At 35.8% G+C, this 19,908-nt stretch carries 26 protein-coding genes; 1 reads left to right on the top strand and 25 read right to left on the bottom strand.

The genetic code is table 11. The annotated features are described in order from the left end of the window. Nucleotides 1–6 precede the first annotated feature (6 nt). Complete coding sequence (locus EDM02_RS02925) at nt 7–1,884, bottom strand: tetratricopeptide repeat protein (protein WP_123662954.1); 1,878 nt, start codon at nt 1,882–1,884, stop codon at nt 7–9. A gap of 1,295 nt (nt 1,885–3,179) precedes the next feature. Here EDM02_RS02925 and EDM02_RS02920 point away from each other — a divergent pair. Next, a complete protein-coding gene (locus EDM02_RS02920; protein WP_184891107.1) occupies nt 3,180–4,595 on the top strand; it encodes an FAD-binding oxidoreductase in 1,416 nt (471 codons plus the stop codon). An 81-nt stretch (nt 4,596–4,676) separates the two neighbouring features. Here EDM02_RS02920 and EDM02_RS02915 read toward each other — a convergent pair whose 3' ends face one another. The 24 genes from EDM02_RS02915 to rpsC all read right to left on the bottom strand — a co-directional run bounded on the left by EDM02_RS02915 (nt 4,677) and on the right by rpsC (nt 19,087). Beyond that, nucleotides 4,677–5,981, bottom strand: coding sequence for a UDP-glucose dehydrogenase family protein (locus EDM02_RS02915; RefSeq protein WP_123662950.1), 1,305 nt, complete (start codon nt 5,979–5,981; stop codon nt 4,677–4,679). A gap of 215 nt (nt 5,982–6,196) precedes the next feature. Then, the gene (locus tag EDM02_RS05805; RefSeq protein ID WP_221179600.1) at nt 6,197–6,364 is read right to left on the bottom strand and encodes a hypothetical protein; all 168 of its coding nucleotides are present in this window, start codon (nt 6,362–6,364) and stop codon (nt 6,197–6,199) included. Nucleotides 6,365–6,951: 587 nt separating this feature from the next. Continuing rightward, the gene (gene rplQ, locus EDM02_RS02905; protein WP_123662946.1) at nt 6,952–7,449 is read right to left on the bottom strand and encodes a 50S ribosomal protein L17; all 498 of its coding nucleotides are present in this window, start codon (nt 7,447–7,449) and stop codon (nt 6,952–6,954) included. 63 nt (nt 7,450–7,512) lie between these two features. Further along, nucleotides 7,513–8,496 (bottom strand): DNA-directed RNA polymerase subunit alpha, encoded by a 984-nt coding sequence (locus EDM02_RS02900; RefSeq protein ID WP_123662945.1) that lies wholly within the window; start codon nt 8,494–8,496, stop codon nt 7,513–7,515. A gap of 50 nt (nt 8,497–8,546) precedes the next feature. Next, nucleotides 8,547–9,155, bottom strand: coding sequence for a 30S ribosomal protein S4 (gene rpsD, locus EDM02_RS02895; RefSeq protein ID WP_123662943.1), 609 nt, complete (start codon nt 9,153–9,155; stop codon nt 8,547–8,549). A gap of 76 nt (nt 9,156–9,231) precedes the next feature. Continuing rightward, nucleotides 9,232–9,624 carry a 30S ribosomal protein S11 gene (rpsK, locus tag EDM02_RS02890; protein ID WP_123662941.1) on the bottom strand — a complete coding sequence of 131 codons (393 nt, stop codon included), beginning with the start codon at nt 9,622–9,624 and terminating at the stop codon, nt 9,232–9,234. An 88-nt stretch (nt 9,625–9,712) separates the two neighbouring features. Then, complete coding sequence (gene rpsM / locus EDM02_RS02885) at nt 9,713–10,090, bottom strand: 30S ribosomal protein S13 (protein ID WP_123662939.1); 378 nt, start codon at nt 10,088–10,090, stop codon at nt 9,713–9,715. A gap of 2 nt (nt 10,091–10,092) precedes the next feature. Then, entirely contained in the window at nt 10,093–10,209 is a 117-nt protein-coding gene (rpmJ, locus tag EDM02_RS02880; protein ID WP_123662937.1) for a 50S ribosomal protein L36, read from the bottom strand. 30 nt (nt 10,210–10,239) lie between these two features. Further along, on the bottom strand, nt 10,240–10,467 hold the full coding sequence (gene infA / locus EDM02_RS02875) for a translation initiation factor IF-1 (protein WP_123662934.1): 228 nt from the start codon (nt 10,465–10,467) through the stop codon (nt 10,240–10,242). 1,307 nt (nt 10,468–11,774) lie between these two features. After that, nucleotides 11,775–13,067, bottom strand: coding sequence for a preprotein translocase subunit SecY (gene secY, locus EDM02_RS02870; RefSeq protein WP_123662932.1), 1,293 nt, complete (start codon nt 13,065–13,067; stop codon nt 11,775–11,777). Further along, a complete protein-coding gene (gene rplO / locus EDM02_RS02865; protein ID WP_123662930.1) occupies nt 13,060–13,518 on the bottom strand; it encodes a 50S ribosomal protein L15 in 459 nt (152 codons plus the stop codon). Before rplO ends, secY begins: the two co-directional genes overlap by 8 nt. A 17-nt stretch (nt 13,519–13,535) precedes the next feature. Continuing rightward, nucleotides 13,536–13,715, bottom strand: a complete 180-nt coding sequence (gene rpmD, locus EDM02_RS02860) for a 50S ribosomal protein L30 (protein WP_221179599.1) — start codon at nt 13,713–13,715, stop codon at nt 13,536–13,538. Nucleotides 13,716–13,734: 19 nt separating this feature from the next. Then, a complete protein-coding gene (gene rpsE / locus EDM02_RS02855; RefSeq protein ID WP_123662927.1) occupies nt 13,735–14,250 on the bottom strand; it encodes a 30S ribosomal protein S5 in 516 nt (171 codons plus the stop codon). A gap of 5 nt (nt 14,251–14,255) precedes the next feature. After that, nucleotides 14,256–14,609: a 50S ribosomal protein L18 gene (gene rplR, locus EDM02_RS02850; RefSeq protein ID WP_123662925.1), complete on the bottom strand. Its 354-nt coding sequence runs from the start codon at nt 14,607–14,609 to the stop codon at nt 14,256–14,258. 114 nt (nt 14,610–14,723) lie between these two features. Next, the gene (gene rplF, locus EDM02_RS02845) at nt 14,724–15,281 is read right to left on the bottom strand and encodes a 50S ribosomal protein L6 (RefSeq protein WP_123662923.1); all 558 of its coding nucleotides are present in this window, start codon (nt 15,279–15,281) and stop codon (nt 14,724–14,726) included. Between the two features lie 15 nt (nt 15,282–15,296). Beyond that, nucleotides 15,297–15,701 (bottom strand): 30S ribosomal protein S8, encoded by a 405-nt coding sequence (gene rpsH / locus EDM02_RS02840; protein ID WP_123662921.1) that lies wholly within the window; start codon nt 15,699–15,701, stop codon nt 15,297–15,299. A 66-nt stretch (nt 15,702–15,767) separates the two neighbouring features. Next, nucleotides 15,768–16,037, bottom strand: a complete 270-nt coding sequence (gene rpsN, locus EDM02_RS02835) for a 30S ribosomal protein S14 (RefSeq protein WP_123662919.1) — start codon at nt 16,035–16,037, stop codon at nt 15,768–15,770. Between the two features lie 45 nt (nt 16,038–16,082). Further along, entirely contained in the window at nt 16,083–16,637 is a 555-nt protein-coding gene (rplE, locus tag EDM02_RS02830) for a 50S ribosomal protein L5 (RefSeq protein ID WP_123662918.1), read from the bottom strand. Next, complete coding sequence (rplX, locus tag EDM02_RS02825; RefSeq protein ID WP_184891106.1) at nt 16,624–16,977, bottom strand: 50S ribosomal protein L24; 354 nt, start codon at nt 16,975–16,977, stop codon at nt 16,624–16,626. Before rplX ends, rplE begins: the two co-directional genes overlap by 14 nt. A 5-nt stretch (nt 16,978–16,982) precedes the next feature. After that, complete coding sequence (gene rplN, locus EDM02_RS02820; RefSeq protein WP_123662916.1) at nt 16,983–17,351, bottom strand: 50S ribosomal protein L14; 369 nt, start codon at nt 17,349–17,351, stop codon at nt 16,983–16,985. Beyond that, nucleotides 17,352–17,606: a 30S ribosomal protein S17 gene (rpsQ, locus tag EDM02_RS02815; RefSeq protein WP_123662914.1), complete on the bottom strand. Its 255-nt coding sequence runs from the start codon at nt 17,604–17,606 to the stop codon at nt 17,352–17,354. Between the two features lie 5 nt (nt 17,607–17,611). Next, nucleotides 17,612–17,827, bottom strand: a complete 216-nt coding sequence (gene rpmC, locus EDM02_RS02810; RefSeq protein WP_123662912.1) for a 50S ribosomal protein L29 — start codon at nt 17,825–17,827, stop codon at nt 17,612–17,614. Nucleotides 17,828–17,865: 38 nt separating this feature from the next. Continuing rightward, nucleotides 17,866–18,291 carry a 50S ribosomal protein L16 gene (gene rplP / locus EDM02_RS02805; protein ID WP_123662910.1) on the bottom strand — a complete coding sequence of 142 codons (426 nt, stop codon included), beginning with the start codon at nt 18,289–18,291 and terminating at the stop codon, nt 17,866–17,868. An 82-nt stretch (nt 18,292–18,373) separates the two neighbouring features. Beyond that, on the bottom strand, nt 18,374–19,087 hold the full coding sequence (rpsC, locus tag EDM02_RS02800; protein ID WP_123662908.1) for a 30S ribosomal protein S3: 714 nt from the start codon (nt 19,085–19,087) through the stop codon (nt 18,374–18,376). Nucleotides 19,088–19,908: the final 821 nt, after the last annotated feature.

Raw genomic sequence — 19,908 nt, 5'->3', positions numbered from 1 at the left:
CATGGTTTATCCAGCTTCTAAAGGATCCTGCACCACTACAAATTTATTTTTAACAAATCGTAATACTGGAATATGTTGATTGGCATGATGCTTTCCATAATATAATTTTGGGAAAATAACACCACTATAATGCATTTTTTCCCATTCTTTTTGAAAATATATACCATAGGTCGCCAATATACGTCCAAAAAATAGCATCATTTCATAACCAACATAACTTTGTTCATTTGGTTGGGTAGCTGTTTGCTCAAAAAACTTTTCACGAAATGCCATTAAAGCAGGGCGATGAAAATCGATATAACAGGGCGATAAAAACAAAATAGGCAATTTTTCCAGTTGTGAAAAAGTTAGTATCTCTTTTTTTAACCACTGTTCATGGCCTATAATTTGTGGACGTATATGCAACCTAAAAGGAAGACTTATTACATTAGATACCAGAAACCCATCCTGAGATGGCACATAAAGATGCGTTATCTGCTTAAAATCTAGTTTATCTGCTTTGTGTGTTAACACTTCAACTTCTTCCTCTTGCCCTATTGTTTTTGCTTGATCAAGCTTGGCTATTTGATCAACAAAATTTTTAACCTCTTCATTGTTAGAAAGTTGCACAAACCAATCTAATTCCCTACCTAACTTTTGCTCAACCATGCGCTTATATAATGCTGCTTGCAAAACATCTTCCCGTGCGCTACCATAAAAAACCGCTATAACAGGTTCTACTATCGACTGGTCATGTATATCACTAAGTGTAAGCTGAGCCGCCTTTTGGGCGCACGTTTCCACACTGGGCTGAAAAAGAAAAGCAAATGGATTATCGTGCATTATATCAGGATTTCCAGAAATAGGATTCACAAAATTAATCTTATGTTTTTTAGCAAATGCAGCCACCAATGGAATAGTAGCGGGATAGAGCGGTCCGATAATAAGATCCATATATTTTAGCTCTTCTTGTGCAAGTAATACTTCTGTAGTCTTTGCATTTTTTTTAGTATCAAAAGCAAAAAGATGGATCTTAATGCCCTCCTTCACAAGATCTTCTATAGCACATTGTATACCCTGATAGAGATCAATGACAAATTGGTTTGTACATGCTTCATAATCCAACTCTTCTACAAAAAAAGGAAAAAAAACAGCCACACGGTATGCCTCCTTGCGCTTAGACTGTAAATGACGCAAAGGCTCATAGGCATAATCACAACCATTGTACTGCTCCTTTAACTGGTTTACTAATGAAAAGTCTTGTGTTATATAGGCCTGGCGAACAGCTTTCTTATACAATATTTTTTTGAGCATATCCTCATTTGGGAATTGTGCTACTAGTTCTTGCAAGCATACGCAATTTTCTATTTTTGCAAGGAAATATTTTTTCATTTGAAGCACTGACTTGGCCATCCCTTTATCTTGAATCAAAGCAAGAAGTGCTAAGGCCTCAGCAAAATTACCTTCTTGAAATTTACATTGTGCACTCCAATAACGAATTTCATTTTGTTTAGACCACAGCGGAAAATGTAAGTTTATCCAGTAAAAAGTTTGAGCAGCTAAGACTTGTTCTCCATTGTGATAAGCAGCTAATGCATAATAGAAATGTATATAGGGAGCAAATGATGGTTCCCACTCCCTTTCCCTAAGTTTGTCAAATAATGATTTGGCCTCCGCATAACGTCCCTCTTTATAAATCTGCTTGGCATATGCATACTGCTGAAAATACAGATGCTGCTCTGATATGCTTAAATGGCTTTTCTTGTCCGCAACAAGGGGCACGATAGTCCCGCAAATAAATGTCCACAAAAGTGCTAGTAGGTAAATAGCCATTCTTATGGATTTAGGTTGTTTATATTTATAATGGCAATGCATTTTTTGTGGAAAAATACTACTACTAAACAAAATAAATAATGATTTTTATTGCTTTTTTATGCGGAATGTCGGGTGTTATGTCCTTTTTAAGGCTTTTACGTAACACTTGGATATAGATTTCTTTCTTTTATAAAATTTTTGTTTTCTATTGCAATAGCCTCCACTGAACGAATACGTAGATCTAGATAGGAGGCGATCCTGCGCCCTAAAGTATTTAATAATAATACGCTTGAAGTAAAATAATACAAGCAAGAGTAGATATACTGCAAGTCCAAAAATGCCTTTGTATGCTATTTCTTGATAAAATTTAGCAAAAACGCTATGAATAGGAAATTTGTTTATAAAAAATATCGCCATGATAAAACCATCTACAAAAGCATATACGCATGAGCTTATAATATTACTTACCGGAAAACTGTATCTGGTTTTTAGCTTTAAAAAAATTTTTAACCCCATACAGGACGAAATGCATATAGATAATAAGGAGATTGTGATTAGTCCCTGAATAGGCTTACCATACATATGGTATTGCATATCATATAATGTACAAAAAGTTATGCCTACGCACCCTATTACACTTAGCGTAGCCTTTTTACTGCCCCAAAGCGCTGATAGACAGTTTACAGTAAGTGCTAAAAAAGTAGAGCATAAAGCACAATAAACTATTTTAATAGAAAAATTAATCGATAAAGTAAAGGCAAACAGTAGAGAAGTGGCTATTACATAAAATATATTATTATATATATTATTGTGATGATTTATATTTTTATCCATAATAATTTCTATTGAACTAATAAACTGTATCCGTTCATCCAATGGCGTCAACTTAAGGTTTAGCTGTTATTGATAACCAAGTAGAATAGGAGGGTAGGCTAATCATGAATTCCCTTAAGTTGACGCCATTGTCCGTTCATCTGCGTGACAGGAATGCTTTAATTTAATTATTAATTTACTAAATTATTGATTTTTTTTGATAAAACGCATTCGCTCACCTGTGTGGCAGCCATATTTTATAGATAGATCACAGAAAATTGTTAATAATTAATAATTGATGATTTTATCCATTTTCTAAATTAATACAAATACGGATACGTACAAGCCACACCACTGAACGGATACCGCTACTAATTGCGCTATTCCAAATTATTATGTACGTTGTATGTGAACGGATATATTTTTTATATTTATGAAATAATACGTGAACGAATCCCCACTACTGCGTATTGTTACGTACATGAACAGATACGCAAAGAGCATGTGCTATGCAAACCATTTAATTAATTAAATTAATGCGCTTAAATTCTTCTTATTTATGCTTAATATGTTTGCATATAATATGTTGTTATACAACAGGTAATAATTATATTAAAGATAATACGCTTCAAGCTTTTAGTGGGAGAATAGTATATCCTACTTCTTCAACGTATGATCAAGATAGAATATCCTTTAATAAAAAGATTGATGCTAAGCCTGCAATAATATTTTTTTGTAACGATTCAGAAGATATAAAAATAGCTATAAATTATGCTAAATCTGTCAGAAAACCCATTCGTGTGCGTTCCAATAGACACAGTTACGAAGGATTTAGTATAGCAGATGATGCAGTTGTGATTGATATTAGTGGCATTACTACTATTGAGTTAAATCATGATAAAACTACAGTGAAGGTAGGAGCTGGAAATGATTTATATAACGTTTATAAAAAATTATGGGAAGAGCATTTAACCATTCCTGGCGGCTCATGTCCTACCGTAGGGATAGCAGGATTTACCCTGGGTGGCGGTATTGGTTTTTCATCGCGCCTAATGGGACTTGCTGCTGATAATGTAGTAGCGTTTGAGTTAATTACTGCTAATGCACAGTTTTTAACTATTAATGAACAGCAGTATAGTGATTTATTTTGGGCATGTCGTGGTGCAGGAAATGGTAATTTTGGCGTAATCGTTTCATTAACATTTAAAACACACCAGGTTAATAATAACCTATCTATTTATAAAATAGAATGGGACTGGGATCAGTTATACCACATTAGCAATAGCTGGTTTAGGATACGTGAGACTGCGCCGGATACGCTTATGATGTTTTTACGTTTTCAAAAGCAAGAAGGCCAAAAATCAATATTTTCCTTTGGCCAATATTTTGGTTCGATGATTGAACTGAAGAAAATACTAGAACCTTTATTACAATTTCCAGCAAAAAATATTTTAGTAAAAGAATTGAACTATATGGAAGCAGTAGATTTTTGGGCAGGTATACCACATCGCATACATGCAACATCTTACAGAGAAGATAGCAATAAACAACGTCAAGCATTTAAAGCGACTTCTTTATATTTAAGGCAACCTTTCTCTAGACAGGCATTAGAGGTTATAGACAAATATTATACTCAAAATGACATTAAAAATAATTATACCATCATTGATAGCTATGGCGGGCAAATCAATAAGGTAGCTGAAAATTTTAATGCATTTCCCCATAGGGGTACTATAGCTTCGGTCCAAATTTTAGCATATTGGCAAAATGACATTGAAAAAAATGTACAGCTAGAATGGTCCCGTCGATACTATTGTGCACTAGAGCAATTTGGCGAAGGAGGAGCCTATAGTAATTATCCTGATATATGGCTTAAGGATTGGGCAACAAAATATTATGGTAATAATTTGCATAGATTAAAACAGATTAAACGAAAATATGATCCGCATAATTTGTTTCACTACGAGCAATCTATTCCAGTAGAATAATTGGAGCAGTATTAAACAGTATCACCAAGTTTGCCCGTTATTCGTATCTTTTTTGGTATCCGTTCACCCAATGGTAATATTTCAATATTGAATAGCTTTACCTAGGCAATAGTATTGAAATCCTTTTCTCTGCATAAGATTAATATCAAGTATGTTTCGTAAATCAATAACAATATTGGATTTCATTATACCACTTATTTTGATTCGATCAAAATTTATATTTTTGAACTCTTCCCATTCGGTTGCAATAATTAAAGCGTGCGCATCACACATACTTTCCTCCGGGTTATTATAAAAGTTAATGGATTGGTTGTAATCATTTTGAAGCAAATCATAATTAGCTTTCGGATCATAACAGTTGATCATTGCATTTTGGGCAACCAATAATTCAATAATTCTTAATGCTGGACTTCCCCTTGTATCATCTGTATGGGCTTTAAATGTAAGTCCATACACACATAATATTTTATTTTGAACGCCTCCTAAAATTTTTAATATTTTATTTACCACATTTTCAAATCTATATTCATTTGCTGCCATTACGGATTCTAAAATTTTTGATTGTATACCATATTTATTAAAGCTCCTGTTTAAAGACCTGATATCTTTGGGAAAACAGGAACCACCAAATCCAGGACCGACCTTTAAAAATGCTGGCCCAATTCTTTTATCTAAGCCAACCCCTAAAGATAAATCATCTATATCCGCTTGAGCCTTTTCACAAAAATCTGATAACTCATTAATAAATGCTATTTTACTGGCTAAAAAAGCATTTGAAGCATGCTTGATAAGTTCTGCGGTATTTGGATCAGTTATTAATGTATAACATCCTTTATCAATGAATGGTTGATATATTTTAGTCAACATATCTTTGCCATACGAATTATGTACTCCTATCACAATTCTATCAGGATTGAGGAAATCATCTAAAGCATGCCCCTCTCTAAGGAATTCTGGATTGGATACCACTTCATCATATCTATTATTTTCCTTTAAATAAGATACTATTTTTTTATTAGTACCCACAGGGACAGTAGATTTTACTACTATTAAAGAATGGTCCGGTGCAAACTCAATAATTTTAGCTATGGAAAAAAATAACTGAGATAGGTCTGCATCTCCATCTTCTAAAGGAGGGGTACCAACCGTCAAGAAAAAAATTCTATCTGTACACCTGTAATGGGTACCAAAAGTCAGCAATGTATTGGAAGACAGTTGCCGTAATCTTTCTTCTATGTTTTTTTCATATATAGGACAATGTCCATCAGTTAAAGATTGAATTTTTTGCGCATCAATGTCAACACAATGAACAGTATGCCCTAACATGGCTAAGCCTACTGCTGTAACCATACCGACATACCCCATACCTATAACTGTAATATGCATCTCTACTGTGTTGTGGGTATAACGTTTATGGGTTTAACTACGTTCTGGATTACATATATTAGCAACCAATTAAATTGGTATACGTTCAATGGTGTGGCCTATGCGTATTTTTTCATGTTCGTATTTAAAAATAGCGCAATAATGCAATATTATAAAAAAGGCGCCTTGAAAAAACTGTGGAAAGAAAAGAAGGGAAAAAATCAAAAGAAAATCAATTATTCCTGCGTAATAATATATAGGTCTTCCTTCTCGCGTTTCATATAATATTTTTCACGAGCAAGTTTTTCTAGGATATCATTATTGTCTATACACTCTTTTTTTTCTTTTTTTATTTGCTGAATATAGGAAGTATAGTATTTCTTCTCCTCTTTCAATTTTTGCAAACGCTTATATAACTCATATTGTGAAAATATATTTTGGTAGTCAAAAAAGAGAAGCCATATAGTAAAAAAGAACGTTGAAATAAAATAAAGATTCAATAGTACTTTTTTAAGGTAAAGAAATTTGTATCCGTTCACTTGTGTGGTAGCCATATTTTATGTATTCGTTCACTTGCGTAGTAGCCATATTTTATAGATTATTGATGATTTTATCCATTTTTTTTAAAACTACTTATTTTAAAGCTACTTTTTTTGCTTGATCAAAAAAAGTAGCCAAAAAAAATCAAGCGCTGGTGAACAAAGCTGTTGAAAATTTCAGGCTACAAGCTGAAAATCAGAACTCGCCCAGGCCCTGCGGCCTTGGGCTCAAACAGGCTGATTTTCTACTACCTTGCAGCCTGAAATTTTCTAGTCACAGCTTTGTTCAAGGCGCATTTTTTACGATCTAGTATTATTCCGTTATTTCTAATTGATGTGAACACAGATACGTATAGGCCACATGACTGAACGGATACATATTTTATATATTACAGTAAATGGCTAATATTTAATAAAGGCCACCTAATTAATAAATCATTAATAAAAAATTTTCATTCTTCATCCGAAGTAGCTTCAGAAGCTGTTTCCTGCGCAATGGAATCAGTAACAATTTCTTTCGCAATAGGGGTAGTACTTTTCTTTCTTCTTCGTCTAGTTGTCTTAACGATTTTCTTTGCTTTGGTATACACTTCATTATAATCTACTAATTCCACCATGCCCATACATGCATTATCTCCAGCACGATTCCCTAACTTAATGATCCGTGTATACCCACCTGGACGCTGCCCAATTTTTTCAGCAATATGATTAAACAATTCTTTGACGGGTTCTTTATCCTGAAATTGAGAAAAAACCATTCTTCTAGCATGGGTAGTATCCTGCTTTGCCCTGGAAAGTATTGGCTCAATAAATTTGCGCAGTGCTTTGGCTTTGGATAAGGTCGTAACCATACGTTTATGCATAATCAATGACTTAGATAAATTCATCAACAATGCTTTTCTATGACCTGCAGGTCTATTCAGGTGATTAAGTTTATTTCTATGCCTCATTTGTTTATACTGACAGCTCTTTTACTTACCATCTATTTTATAATGGCTTTCTTAACAAAAAATTTACTCATCTAACTTATAGCTAGTCAGATCCATACCAATCCTCAAATTCTTTTCCGCCAAAAGTTGATCTATTTCCTCACGTGACTTACGACCAAAATTCCTAAATTTCATAGTATCAAAATCTTTCACAGTCACAAGGTCTGCCAAGGTTTCTATCCCTGCTGACTTAAGACAATTCAAAACCCGAGAAGAACAATTTAGCTCACTAATACAAATTTTTAAATTTCTTTTTATAATTAATGTTTCCTCATCTAATAGCTGCACTTTATCATCTTCTGCTGATTGTATGGCAATATCTTGACCAGATAACAAATTAAGATGCTGAATCATCAATCCAGCGGCCTGTTTAATGCTTTCTTCAGGGCTAATGGAACCATCCGTACGTACTTCCAATGTCAATTGTTCATAATCTGTTCGTTGCCCAACTCGCATATTTTCAACACGATACTCTACTCCTACAATAGGAGAAAATATGGCATCAATAGGAATCACGTCTAGAACAGCGTTTTTGGATTTATTCTCCTCAGCGGAAAGATATCCTCTATGTCTTTCTATCTGAAGTTGTATATCGAAACTTGCAGCCTCATCGAGTCTGCAAATCAGCAGATCAGGATTTAAAATTTCGAAAAAAGGTGTAGCTTTCGCAATATCTCCAGCACGGAATTCAGATTTATTAACGTTAACCGAAATGGTATTGTCTCCGTCTTCAACAATTTTTTTGAGCCTAACTTGCTTCAAATTTAAAATAATCTCTACTAAATCTTCCCGTACACCATCAATAGTAGAAAATTCATGACGAACACCAGAAACCTTAATCGAAACAATGGCGTATCCTTTTAAAGAAGATAACAATACACGCCTAAGTGTATTACCAATGGTAGTACCATATCCCTTTTCAAGGGGACGAAAACTAAACACACCATGAAAGTCAGTAATCTTTTCTACAAAGACTTTCTCGGGCATTTGAAAAGCTAATGACAACATGTCGAATAATCTTTATTGGTAAAAATTGATTTAAAATAAACCATATAACGTTATTTAGAATAGAGCTCCACAATGCTGCGCTCATTAATTTTTTCTGGTATTTCAGTACGTTGTGGAAACGCAACGAATTTTCCTACCATCAAGGAGGCATCCCATTCTAACCAACTATATTTATTAGACGGATTATTGGTTACATTGGTACAAATCAAATGCATTTTTTTGGCTTTTTCTGCTACTGCCACAATATCTCCCGGCTTTAACGTATAAGAAGGAATGTTCACACTTTTACCATTAACCACAATATGTCTATGTGAGGTTATTTGCCTTGCTTCTCTTCTGGTAGAAGCAATACCAAGGCGATAAACGGTATTATCTAAACGGGCTTCTAAACGTTGGAACATTACTTCACCCGTAACGCCTTTGCTTTTAGCAGCTTTTTCAAAAAGATTATAAAACTGACGCTCTAATAACCCATAGGTATACTTTGCTTTTTGTTTTTCAAACAACTGAAGCGCAAATTGAGAACGTCTTTTACGTCCCCTACCATGTTGTCCTGGTCCATAGTTTTTCCTTTGTAACACTTTACTAACGGATAAACCAAAGATGGGTTCATTATATCTTCTTGCAACTCTGGCTCTTGGACCACGATATCTTGCCATATTTTATTTCTTCTTATAACTAATTATATAATATTTTGAAATAACTCCCATTGAAATTGAAGCCGCTTTCAAAAATTCACGGCCGCCTACGTTTAGGCGGCCTACAACCATTGTGTGGAAGTGGCGTAACATCTTTAATAGAAGCTACTTCTACAGAATTTTCTTGAAGGGCACGGATAGCAGACTCTCGTCCAATCCCTGGCCCTTTTACAAAAACATCCACCCGCCTTAAACCTAATTCATACGCAGCTTTTGCACAGTCCGCTGATGCCACTTGAGCCGCATATGGAGTGTTTTTCTTAGAGCCTTTAAATCCCATCTTACCAGAAGAAGACCAAGCAATTACTTGACCTGCTTCATTCGTAATGGAAATAATAAGATTGTTAAAAGTAGCTTGAATATGCGCCTGTCCATTTTTACCAACCTGGACGACTCTTTTTTTGACCTTAATTTTTCCCGTATTTTTCATAGTAATTTCTCCTATATGGCTATGCTACTTTCTATATGCTATGCCCCCTTTGTAAAAAAGCAAAAGCTATATACGCTACTCTAGTTTTTTACTTGGTAGCCTTCTTTTTATTAGCAATTGTCTTAGGCTTTCCTTTGCGTGTTCTCGCATTGGTTTTAGTTCTCTGCCCACGAACGGGTAACCCCAGTCGGTGCCTTACGCCTCTATAGCAATTAATTTCTATTAATCGTTTAATATTCAAGCGAATATCAGATTTTAAATCACCTTCTATTTTATACACGCCACGAATAGCCGTTCTGATTGCTTTTAACTCATCATCTGTCCACGTAGAGACATGCCGATCTTTATGAATTTGAGCAACTTCAAGAATTTTATTGGCAGAACTTCTACCAATTCCAAATATGTAGGTAAGGGCAATTTCCCCTCTTTTAGCATCTGGAATATCTACACCTAATACTCTAGCCATATTTATCCTTGTCTTTGTTTAAATTTAGGTGTCTTCTTATTGATCACAAATAATACGCCTTTACGACGTACAATCTTGCAATCAACACTTCTTTTTTTAACAGATGTTTTAACTTTCATAATTAGTATAGTTATAGTATAACCATCCGGTTATTCGGTGGTTTTGTACCTGTGTACTATCCTAGCCTGCGTTAAATCATAAGGCGTTAACTCCATTCTAACGGAATCACCAGGTAGAATTCTAATATAATTTTTACGCATCTTACCAGAAATGTGAGCCCTAACGATATGGCCATTTTTTAGTGCAATTTTAAACACTACATTTGGCAAAGCTTCTTGGACTATTCCATCCTGTTCAATTGGAGGCAATTTAGCCATATTATATATTATATTATATTATTTTTACCTAAGGGCACGTACTATCCTGTTATATATATAAGTTTGTTGTATAAGTTGTATAACCCCTATTTTATGTATTACTGTTTTATTTCTTATACGCTACGAATATAATCAGCGTATCCTATTCTGTAGTTATTATACAAACGTTGTACTTAGAAAATATATTGCAATATACTAAAATTATTCTATCTATCTTCAAGCAAAATCTACAACTATTATTTTTGTATTTTGTATTTAATGCCCAATACATTTCCTTCTCCAAATTTTATAACGTATCCGTTCATTCAATGGCGTCAACTTAAGGGAATTCATGATTAGCACACCCTCCTATTCTACTTGGTTATCAATAACAGCTAAACCTTAAGTTGACGCCATTGTCCGTTCATTTACGTGACAGCCGTATTTTATAGATTATAGCAAATGGCTCATATTTAATAATTAATGATTTTATCCATTTTTTTTAAAAACTACTTATTTTAATTAAAGCTACTTTTTTTGCTTGATCAAAAAAAGTAGCCAAAAAAAATCAAGCGCTGGTGAACAAAGCTGTTTAAAAATTCAGTCTGCAAGCTGAAAATCAGAACTCGCCCAGGCCGTAGGCCTAGGGCGAGTTCTGATTTTCTACTAGCTCTCAGACTGAATTTTTCTAATCACAGCTTTGTTCAAGGCGCATTTTTATAAGCTTATATTATTGCGCTATTTCTAATTGGTACGAACAGGGATACGCATAGGCCACATGACATACTTTGCATTTTGCATTTAATGCCTATGCCCAATACATTTCCTCTTCTAGGGTTTATAACATATCCAGTAACCCCATGTATAGTATCCGTTTACTTGCGTGGTAGCCATATTTTATAGATTACGGAAAATGGCTCATATTTAATAATTGATGATTTTATCCATTTTTTTTAAAACTACCTCTTTTAAAGCTACTTTTTGTGTTCTTTCACGCTCCTGACAAGGATATCATTATAAACAGGAGAGCGCCTTGGAAAAACTGCGGAAAGAAAAGAAAGGAAAAAAATCAAAAGAAAATCAACTTGTCTGAGCTCCTCTGAGCTCCGTAGGAGCGAGATTTGATTTTCGGTTTTTTTCCTTTCTTTTCAACAGTTTTTTCACCAGCGCTTGATTTTTTTTGGCTACTTTTTTTGATCAAGCAAAAAAAGTAGCTTTAAACATGATATTAAATTTAAAGAATTAAATATATAATTACCCTTCCCCCCTTTTGTAGAAGTTACTATAGTATAGTTTATGTGTAAGCTGTTTACAATGTAATTACAAAATCACTTAATCCTAGCGCCTGTATTAATAATAACTTCATATCGACGCATCAGTAAGTAACTTTCAATCTGTTGAATGGTCTCTAACATAGAACTAACCACAATTAACAAAGAAGTTCCTCCACAGAACCTCGCAAAATCAGGGCTTAAATCAACCATATGGGCAAAAGCCGGCAGTATGGCAATAATCGCTAGAAAAATCGCACTCGGAAGGGTTATTCTGTCCAATACATCATCCAAAAAACGAGCTGTGGCATTGCCCGAAGTAACACCAGGAATAAAACTATTTGCTCGTTTCATATCTTCTGCTATTTGGACAGGATTCACCGTAATAGCTGTGTAAAAAAATGTAAAAACAATAATCAAAAAAGCAAACAAAAGATTAAAGGGCCAACTCGTAATATCTTGCAACATCCTACTTGCATTAGCTAACCAGACAACCTTACCGTCCCAGATGCTTAAAACAAGTGAAATACAAAAAATTAAAAGCTGTGCAAATATAATAGGCATAACCCCTGCACCATTGAGCTTGAATGGTATATATTGACATTTCCCTCCATATACCGTACTGCTACTTAATTGTTTGGCATATTGAATAGGAACTCTGCGCGTGGCTTGTGTAAAAGCAACCGTAGCAAGGACTATCAAAAACAAAAAGAATAACTCAAATACAAATAAAAGAATACCCCGACTGCCACGATGCACCGCCTCTTGATATAAAGCACCTGGAAAAGAAGATACGACCCCCACCATAATCAACATGGTAATACCATTACCAACACCCTTGTCTGTAATCTGCTCCCCTAACCACATACAAAATATAGTACCGGCCGTTAAAATAACAACAGAAATCGCAATAAAAAAAGTCCGATCTATAGCAACCATTCCCTTACTTGAAATAGCTAGTAAATATTGAAAAGACTGGACAATAGCAATAAAAATAGTAAGTATACGGGAAATTTGCGCTATCTTACGTTTTCCCATCTCGCCATCACGCTGTATTTTTTGGATTTTCGGCCAAGCGATAGACAAAAGCTGCATAATGATAGAAGCAGAGATATAAGGGGCAACCCCCAGGGCAAAAACAGAACCTTTACTAAAAGAACCTCCTAAAAAACTATCCAACAAACCAAGAACCCCCTTTACTTTACCTGAAATTTGGGTCATGTCTATACCTGGCAAGACCATAGCAGCACCCACACGGAATAGCCATAAAAATAGCAATGTATTCCCTATACGGGTTCTAAGCTCCTTGATAAGGAAAACATCTTTTATAACCTTAAATAAGTTATTCATATATAGCCAATAAAGTAACATCTCCGCCCAGGTCACGTATAGCTTGTAAAGCAGCAGCAGAACAACGATGTGCGGCAACAGAAAGTTTAACCGTTAGTGCACCCTCCCCTAGAATTTTATATTTCTCATTTTTACCAATTATTCGATGCTTTCTCAAGAAAACTTGATCTAAATGAAAAACGTTATGCTTTTCAGCCAATGTCTGCAACACAGAAAGATTCAAGGGCGTAAAAGCTATTCTACTAGGGCATTTAAAGCCATACTTAGGGATACGCCTTTTTAAGGGTTGCTGCCCACCTTCAAACCCAACTTTTCTTTTATAACCAGACCTAGACTGAGCTCCGTTATGACCCCGTGTAGCGGTTCCACCTTTACCAGAACCCTGGCCCCTACCCACTCGTTTCTTCTGCTTAAAAGAACCTATGGCTGGCTTAAGTGTATGTAATTTCATAAGTGATTATAAATTGACTAAATCTGCTCTGTAACAACCAAATGACTGATTTTGTTCACCATACCCAATACCTGTGGAGTGGCCTCTAGCAAAACGCTCCTATTCACGCGACCCAATCCAAGCGCTTGCATAGTATCTTTTTGCCGTTTAGAACGCTTTATTAAACTACGGACTTGGGTAATCTTAATTCTTTCCATAATGATTTCTATGATAATCTTATCCATTAAATACCTTATCCAAGGAGATACCACGCTGCTTAGCTACGGTCAAAGGATCACGTAATTGTAACAATGCTTTAAAGGTCGCCTTAACTACATTATGCGGATTAGAAGAACCTTGCGATTTAGATAAAACGTTCTTAACTCCAGCACTTTCTAAAACAATGCGTACCCCCCCCCCAGCAATAACACCCGTACCAGAGGCTGCTGGTTTAATAAGTACATTTCCACCACCATACTTCCCAATAGCATCATGAGGAATGGTCCCACGTAAAATAGGAACTTTAATGAGATTACGTTTTGCTTCCTCCATGCCCTTGGCAATAGCATCCGTTAATTCCTTGGCTTTACCAAGTCCATATCCTACCACTCCATCGCCATTTCCAACTACTACCACCGCAGAAGAACTAAAGGTCCGGCCACCTTCCACTACCTTGGTAACACGATTGGTAGCTACTACCCTTTCCTCAAGGTTATAGTCGCTAGCTTTAAGCCTGATTCCACCTAATACCATATTAACTAAAATTTAAGACCTTTTTCTCGAGCACCCTCAGCCAATGCTTTGACTTTGCCATGATAAACATACCCAGAACGATCAAATACAACCGTTGTGATACCTTGGGCTATAGCCCGCTCAGCAACCGCTTTCCCTAACTCCAATGCTCCAGAAATATTATTTTTATGTATTTTCAGTTCACGCAAAGAGGAAGCAACCAGCGTTTCCCCTTTTTCATCATTGATAAGCTGTACATACATACAGGTATTACTCTTAAAAAGAGCAAAACGAGGTTTTGCTAAGGTCCCATGCAGACGGCTTCTAATACGCTTCCTAACTTTTAATCTGCGCGCTACTTTTTCATTTTTTATTTGCATATCGCTATTTTTTGTAGGTTGACCAACCCTACATCCATTTTATTTTATCGTTTAATATAACATTAAAAATTATATTATTATATTATGTAAACTACTACTATCTGTTATTTTTTGCTATTTTTTAGTAGATTTACCAACTTTACGCCGGATTTGTTCACCTAAAAACCTAATGCCTTTGCCTTTGTAGGGTTCCACTTTTCGTAGGGAACGAATTTTAGCTGCTACCTGCCCGAGCAGTTGCTTATCGATACATTCCAAATAAATCAATGGGTTTTTCCCTTTGAGCAATTCCGTAGTAGCCATTACTGGTTCCGGCAATACTAAAACAATATCATGTGAATAACCGAGACTTAATTCCAATAATTTTCCCTGGACATTAACTTTATAACCCACTCCAACCAACTCTAATGTACACTTAAATCCAGTACTTACACCTACAACCATATTATAAATCAACGCTCTATAAAGCCCATGCAGCGCCTTGGACTTCCTAGAATCCTCTATAGCAGGCATGACCTTGACCACTGCTCCTGAAATTTGAACCAAAATGGCTGCATCAATATGTTGTTGCAATACGCCCCTATCTCCTTTGACTTGAACCATCCCTCCATCCAAGGTTTCTACCACAACACCTGGTGGCAAATGAATGGGCAACTTTCCTATTCTTGACATTTTCTTACTAAGATTTTAATAAATATAACAAAGCACTTCGCCACCAACATTCATCTTACGGGCTTCTTTATCAGTCATAATGCCTTTTGAAGTAGACAATATCGCTATACCCAAACCGTTGATTACACTAGGCATAGTGGCTACCGTGGTATATTTACGTAATCCTGGTTTACTGATACGCTGCAACTTCACAATTGCAAATGTTTTTGTAAAAACATCATACTTAAGGGCAATTTTAATAATTGGCTGTACACTACCTGGATTAGAGAAAATTTTATATCCTCGAATATACCCTTTTTCTTGCAGTACCTCTGTCAACTGAATTTTCGTTTTTGAAGCAGGCACCTCTACAACTCTATGCTTAGCACTGATAGCATTTCTTATCCTAGTAAGATAATCAGCTATTGGATCTGTAGTCATATAATATACATTAACAAATAGGAATAGATAAAAATAAGCATATACACTTACAATAGTGGTAAAACATTACCAGCTTACTTTTTGTACCCCCGGTAGTTTTCCCTCTAAAGCCCATTTTCTAAAAATAATCCGGGAAACACCAAACTTTCTAATATACCCCCGACCTCTACCCGTTATACGGCACCTATTGCGTAATCTAACAGGAGAAGCATCTTTGGGCAATTTATCCAACGAAACGTAATCTCCCCTAGCTTTGAATGTTGCTCTTTTAGCAGCATATTTTGCTACCAAAAGTCTGCGTTTTCTTTCTCTTGCTTTGACTGATTCTTTTGCCATAACCTTCTTAATCTAATAATGTAAACTTCTTAATACAGCTATAAACTAACCTTGTTCCATATTAAAGGGCATTCCCAAGGCCTTGAGGAGTTGCAATGCTGATACACTATTTTGAGCAGTAGTAACAAAAGTTATATTCATACCATTCACCTTTATTACTTTATCAATACTGATTTCTGGGAATATAATTTGCTCTTGAATGCCTACATTATAATTTCCTTGGCCATCAAATCCAGTCGTTCGCAAACCCCAAAAATTTCTAATACGCGGCAATGCAATAGATATTAAGCGATCAAGAAATTCGTACATAAGCGTCCCACGTAAAGTAACTTTTACGCCGATGGGCATACCCTCTCTCAGTTTAAAGTTAGAAACTGATTTTGTAGCAACGGTAGCGATAGCTCTTTGCCCGGAAATAGCCGTTAGCTCCTCCACCCCCAATTGGATCAGCTTCTTGTTTGATACGCCATCACCTAATCCCTGATTGATACATATCTTTTTCAATCTAGGCACTTGCATAACGGATGTATATCCAAGTTCTTTTTTAATAAGGGGAATAACTTCTGTAAAATATTTTTCTTGTAATCTAGGCCTGATCATTTTTTATAAAATTTCCCGTTTTTTTAGCATACTTCTGGAGCTTGCCCATTTCATTATATTTTTTGCCTACACGAGTAGGTTGGCCACTGGTTGGATCAATTAACATAAGATTACTGATATGTATAGGCGCCTCTTTTTTTTCGATGGTTCCTTGAGGTGTCCCAGCAGTTGGCTTTAGATGTCTAACAACCATATTCATTCCTTCTATAATGGCACGATACGCCTTGGGGAACACCTTTATAACCATACCCTTTTCATTTCTATGCTTACCAGCCAAAATCTTTACGCGGTCTCCCCTTCGGATATGCATTTTGAAACTTTTTTTTATTATTTGTCCCATACTTTTTATAATACTTCATCGGCTAAAGAGGCTATTTTCATAAACTTCCTATCCCGAACCTCTCGAGCAACTGGTCCAAAAACGCCTGTTCCCTTAGGTTCATTATTGTTTTCGATCAATACAATCGCATTGTCTTCAAAGCGAATATAGGAACCATCCTTACGCCTTACTTCTTTACACGTACGCACCACTACCGCTTTTGAAATAGTTCCCTTTTTAAGGGAACTAGATGGATTAGCAGTCTTTACGGTTACCACAATTTTATCTCCAACGCGGGCATAACGCTTGCGTGTTCCACCTAGCACACGAATACAGAGCGCTGTCTTTGCTCCACTATTATCTGCTACTTTTAGTACTGATTCCTGTTGTATCATTTATTTAGCTCTTTCTATGATTTCCACCAGTCGCCAACGCTTTTTCTTACTTAAAGGTCGAGTTTCCATAATTTTCACTAGGTCACCCATGCTACAAGCATTTTCCTCATCATGCGCCATAAAACTAGTAGTAGTCTTTACAAATTTACCATACACAGGATGTATAGCCCTACCGTCCATTTCAACTGTTATGGTCTTTTGGGACTTATTACTGGTTACCCTTCCTACTTTTTCTTTTCTTCTATTTCTCAGCATGGTTATTACACTTCTGATTCTGATGATTGTCTGAATGGATAATAGTTGTTTTGAGCTGTTTTCAATCTTGCAATGATTTTCCTAGTTTCTCTAATTTTCATAGGATTTTCAATAGGAGAAACCGAATGGGCAAATCTTAGCTTCACTAAATAATCCCTCTCTTCTTCCAACTGATTGCTACATAATTTAGCAGAAAGCAAATGAATTTCTTTATATTTCATTATAAAAACCTTTTAATAACACATCTTTATAATCCCATCTAAGCGGTTGGATCGTAATCTTTACGTACTATGAAATGTGCCTTAATAGGCAACTTATGCATAGCAAGCCGGATGGCCCGTTCTGCTACTGTTTTAGCAATACCATCTAGCTCAAAGATAATTTTACCAGGTTTAACAACTGCTACAAAACAGTCTGGAGCTCCTTTCCCTTTACCCATCCTTACCTCAGCTGGTTTTTTAGTCAGCGGCTTATCTGGAAAAATCCTATTCCAAACCTGTCCCTGTCGTTTCATTTCTCTCGTAATAGCAATACGAGCCGCTTCAATTTGCCGAGCAGTAATATAAGATGGCTCTAGTGCCTTCAGCCCAAAGATACCAAATTCCAATGTATTACCCCGCATGGATAAGCCTTTTATTCTCCCCTTTTGCGTTTTTCTGTAACGTACTCTTTTTGGTTGTAACATTTTGGTTATTCAATTTAGCTATAACATGGGGCTATACCATGCAAAATTACCATCACCGCCATCAGCCTTTCGCTATAGCCACTTACCTTGTCCTAGCACGAGAAGGCATTTTCTCTGGCCTACCTGCCCCTGCCCTATTGGTTCTATCTAATAAAAATGGTACATTTTTTACCGAAACATCTCCTCTAGAAATCCACACTTTAATACCTATTCTACCATAAATGGTATGCGCTTCGACAATCGCATAATCTATATCATTACGCAGGGTATGAAGTGGAACAGCACCTTCCTTAAATTGGTCAGCCCTAGCCATTTCAGCACCATCCAATCTACCGGATATTTTAATTTTAACACCTTGTGCACCGGCACGCATAACAGCAGCAATAGACTGCTTCACTACACGCTTATAAGGGACACGCCCTTTGATCTGTTGCGCAATTTGTGAAGCTACTAATTTTGCCTCCAAATCTGGCTTCTTTATTTCAGAAATATTTACCTCAACTTCTTTCTTAGTCAACTTTTTCAGCTCTTCTTTTACCTTATCCACCTCCGTGCCTGACTTTCCAATAACACTACCTGGACGAGCTGTGTGGATGGTAACGGTAATTTTCTTACCCGCACGCTCTATAAGAACCCTAGAAACGCTGGCCTTGGCCATCCGAGCGTCCAGATAGACCCGAATCTTTTCATCCTCCATTAATTTCTCCGCATAAAAAGCTTTTGATGCAAACCAACTAGCATCTGGCTTTCGAATAAATCCAATTCTAAAGCCAACCGGATTAACTTTTTGACCCATGGTATGATTTATCTATTTATTGTCTATTTATTCGCTTATAATTTTCTTACGCCAAAATATCCACTCCCTATCTCTAACCACCTACACTATTTCTCTTATGCAATTCGTTCCAATATTAAATGACAGAATATCCATTCTCTATCTCTAACCACCTACACTATTTCTCTTATGCAATTCGCTCCAATATTAAATGACAAAATATCCTCTCTCTTTCTCTAACTTGCAATACTATTTAATTAATGAAATTAGATCATATACATAATGCCAATGGAATAAATCTATTTATTCAAAAAATTAATGAAATGAATTGGTTACAAATTGGCGAACAAAAGCATCTGGATAATTAGATTTCCTAAGCATATAAAGAAAAGATTTAAAATCAAATCCTAAAGACATGAAATATATAAAACAAATTGTATATGCACCACACACATCACTAAATAAGTTTTGGAATTTATATCGATTGTGGGTAATCTTATCAAAGTTCTTTATTAGATAGTTAGTAATCAAACTTGTTGGCTTATCACCATATGAGTCAAAATAATATGCTTGATTAGGCCTCTTCGCCCAGATTGCCGTCCAATGAGTGCCTTTCCCTTCTGCGGGGTCCTTTAGTAATGATTATAAAAGATTGATTAATAATGAGACTTACCAAGTTGACAACCATTGCACAGGGAAAACTTTGGCATTTTGGGATCTTGTCTGCAGGGAAACATCCTTTGTAAAACTTCCTTGTCACTGGATGTCCCATCAACAGTTTGTCAATTGTTGCTGTGTCCATCTCGGCGGCGTCTTTCTCTTTCTCTCAAGTACAGATAGAA

The organism is Candidatus Cardinium hertigii (assembly GCF_003788695.1).
The sequence above is the reverse complement of the archived record's forward strand: the minus strand, read 5'-3'. Positions and strand labels throughout refer to the sequence as shown.

Excerpts from the sequence above, each read along its gene's own strand:
- EDM02_RS02915 (WP_123662950.1), bottom strand. The coding sequence starts at position 5,981 with ATGCATATTACAGTTATAGGTATGGGGTATGTCGGTATGGTTACAGCA.
- rplQ (WP_123662946.1), bottom strand. The coding sequence starts at position 7,449 with ATGAGGCATAGAAATAAACTTAATCACCTGAATAGACCTGCAGGTCAT.
- EDM02_RS02900 (WP_123662945.1), bottom strand. The coding sequence starts at position 8,496 with ATGTTGTCATTAGCTTTTCAAATGCCCGAGAAAGTCTTTGTAGAAAAG.
- rpsD (WP_123662943.1), bottom strand. The coding sequence starts at position 9,155 with ATGGCAAGATATCGTGGTCCAAGAGCCAGAGTTGCAAGAAGATATAAT.
- rpsK (WP_123662941.1), bottom strand. The coding sequence starts at position 9,624 with ATGAAAAATACGGGAAAAATTAAGGTCAAAAAAAGAGTCGTCCAGGTT.
- rpsM (WP_123662939.1), bottom strand. The coding sequence starts at position 10,090 with ATGGCTAGAGTATTAGGTGTAGATATTCCAGATGCTAAAAGAGGGGAA.
- rpmJ (WP_123662937.1), bottom strand. The coding sequence starts at position 10,209 with ATGAAAGTTAAAACATCTGTTAAAAAAAGAAGTGTTGATTGCAAGATT.
- infA (WP_123662934.1), bottom strand. The coding sequence starts at position 10,467 with ATGGCTAAATTGCCTCCAATTGAACAGGATGGAATAGTCCAAGAAGCT.
- secY (WP_123662932.1), bottom strand. The coding sequence starts at position 13,067 with ATGAATAACTTATTTAAGGTTATAAAAGATGTTTTCCTTATCAAGGAG.
- rplO (WP_123662930.1), bottom strand. The coding sequence starts at position 13,518 with ATGAAATTACATACACTTAAGCCAGCCATAGGTTCTTTTAAGCAGAAG.
- rpmD (WP_221179599.1), bottom strand. The coding sequence starts at position 13,715 with ATGGAAAGAATTAAGATTACCCAAGTCCGTAGTTTAATAAAGCGTTCT.
- rpsE (WP_123662927.1), bottom strand. The coding sequence starts at position 14,250 with ATGGTATTAGGTGGAATCAGGCTTAAAGCTAGCGACTATAACCTTGAG.
- rplR (WP_123662925.1), bottom strand. The coding sequence starts at position 14,609 with ATGCAAATAAAAAATGAAAAAGTAGCGCGCAGATTAAAAGTTAGGAAG.
- rplF (WP_123662923.1), bottom strand. The coding sequence starts at position 15,281 with ATGTCAAGAATAGGAAAGTTGCCCATTCATTTGCCACCAGGTGTTGTG.
- rpsH (WP_123662921.1), bottom strand. The coding sequence starts at position 15,701 with ATGACTACAGATCCAATAGCTGATTATCTTACTAGGATAAGAAATGCT.
- rpsN (WP_123662919.1), bottom strand. The coding sequence starts at position 16,037 with ATGGCAAAAGAATCAGTCAAAGCAAGAGAAAGAAAACGCAGACTTTTG.
- rplE (WP_123662918.1), bottom strand. The coding sequence starts at position 16,637 with ATGATCAGGCCTAGATTACAAGAAAAATATTTTACAGAAGTTATTCCC.
- rplX (WP_184891106.1), bottom strand. The coding sequence starts at position 16,977 with ATGGGACAAATAATAAAAAAAAGTTTCAAAATGCATATCCGAAGGGGA.
- rplN (WP_123662916.1), bottom strand. The coding sequence starts at position 17,351 with ATGATACAACAGGAATCAGTACTAAAAGTAGCAGATAATAGTGGAGCA.
- rpsQ (WP_123662914.1), bottom strand. The coding sequence starts at position 17,606 with ATGCTGAGAAATAGAAGAAAAGAAAAAGTAGGAAGGGTAACCAGTAAT.
- rpmC (WP_123662912.1), bottom strand. The coding sequence starts at position 17,827 with ATGAAATATAAAGAAATTCATTTGCTTTCTGCTAAATTATGTAGCAAT.
- rplP (WP_123662910.1), bottom strand. The coding sequence starts at position 18,291 with ATGTTACAACCAAAAAGAGTACGTTACAGAAAAACGCAAAAGGGGAGA.
- rpsC (WP_123662908.1), bottom strand. The coding sequence starts at position 19,087 with ATGGGTCAAAAAGTTAATCCGGTTGGCTTTAGAATTGGATTTATTCGA.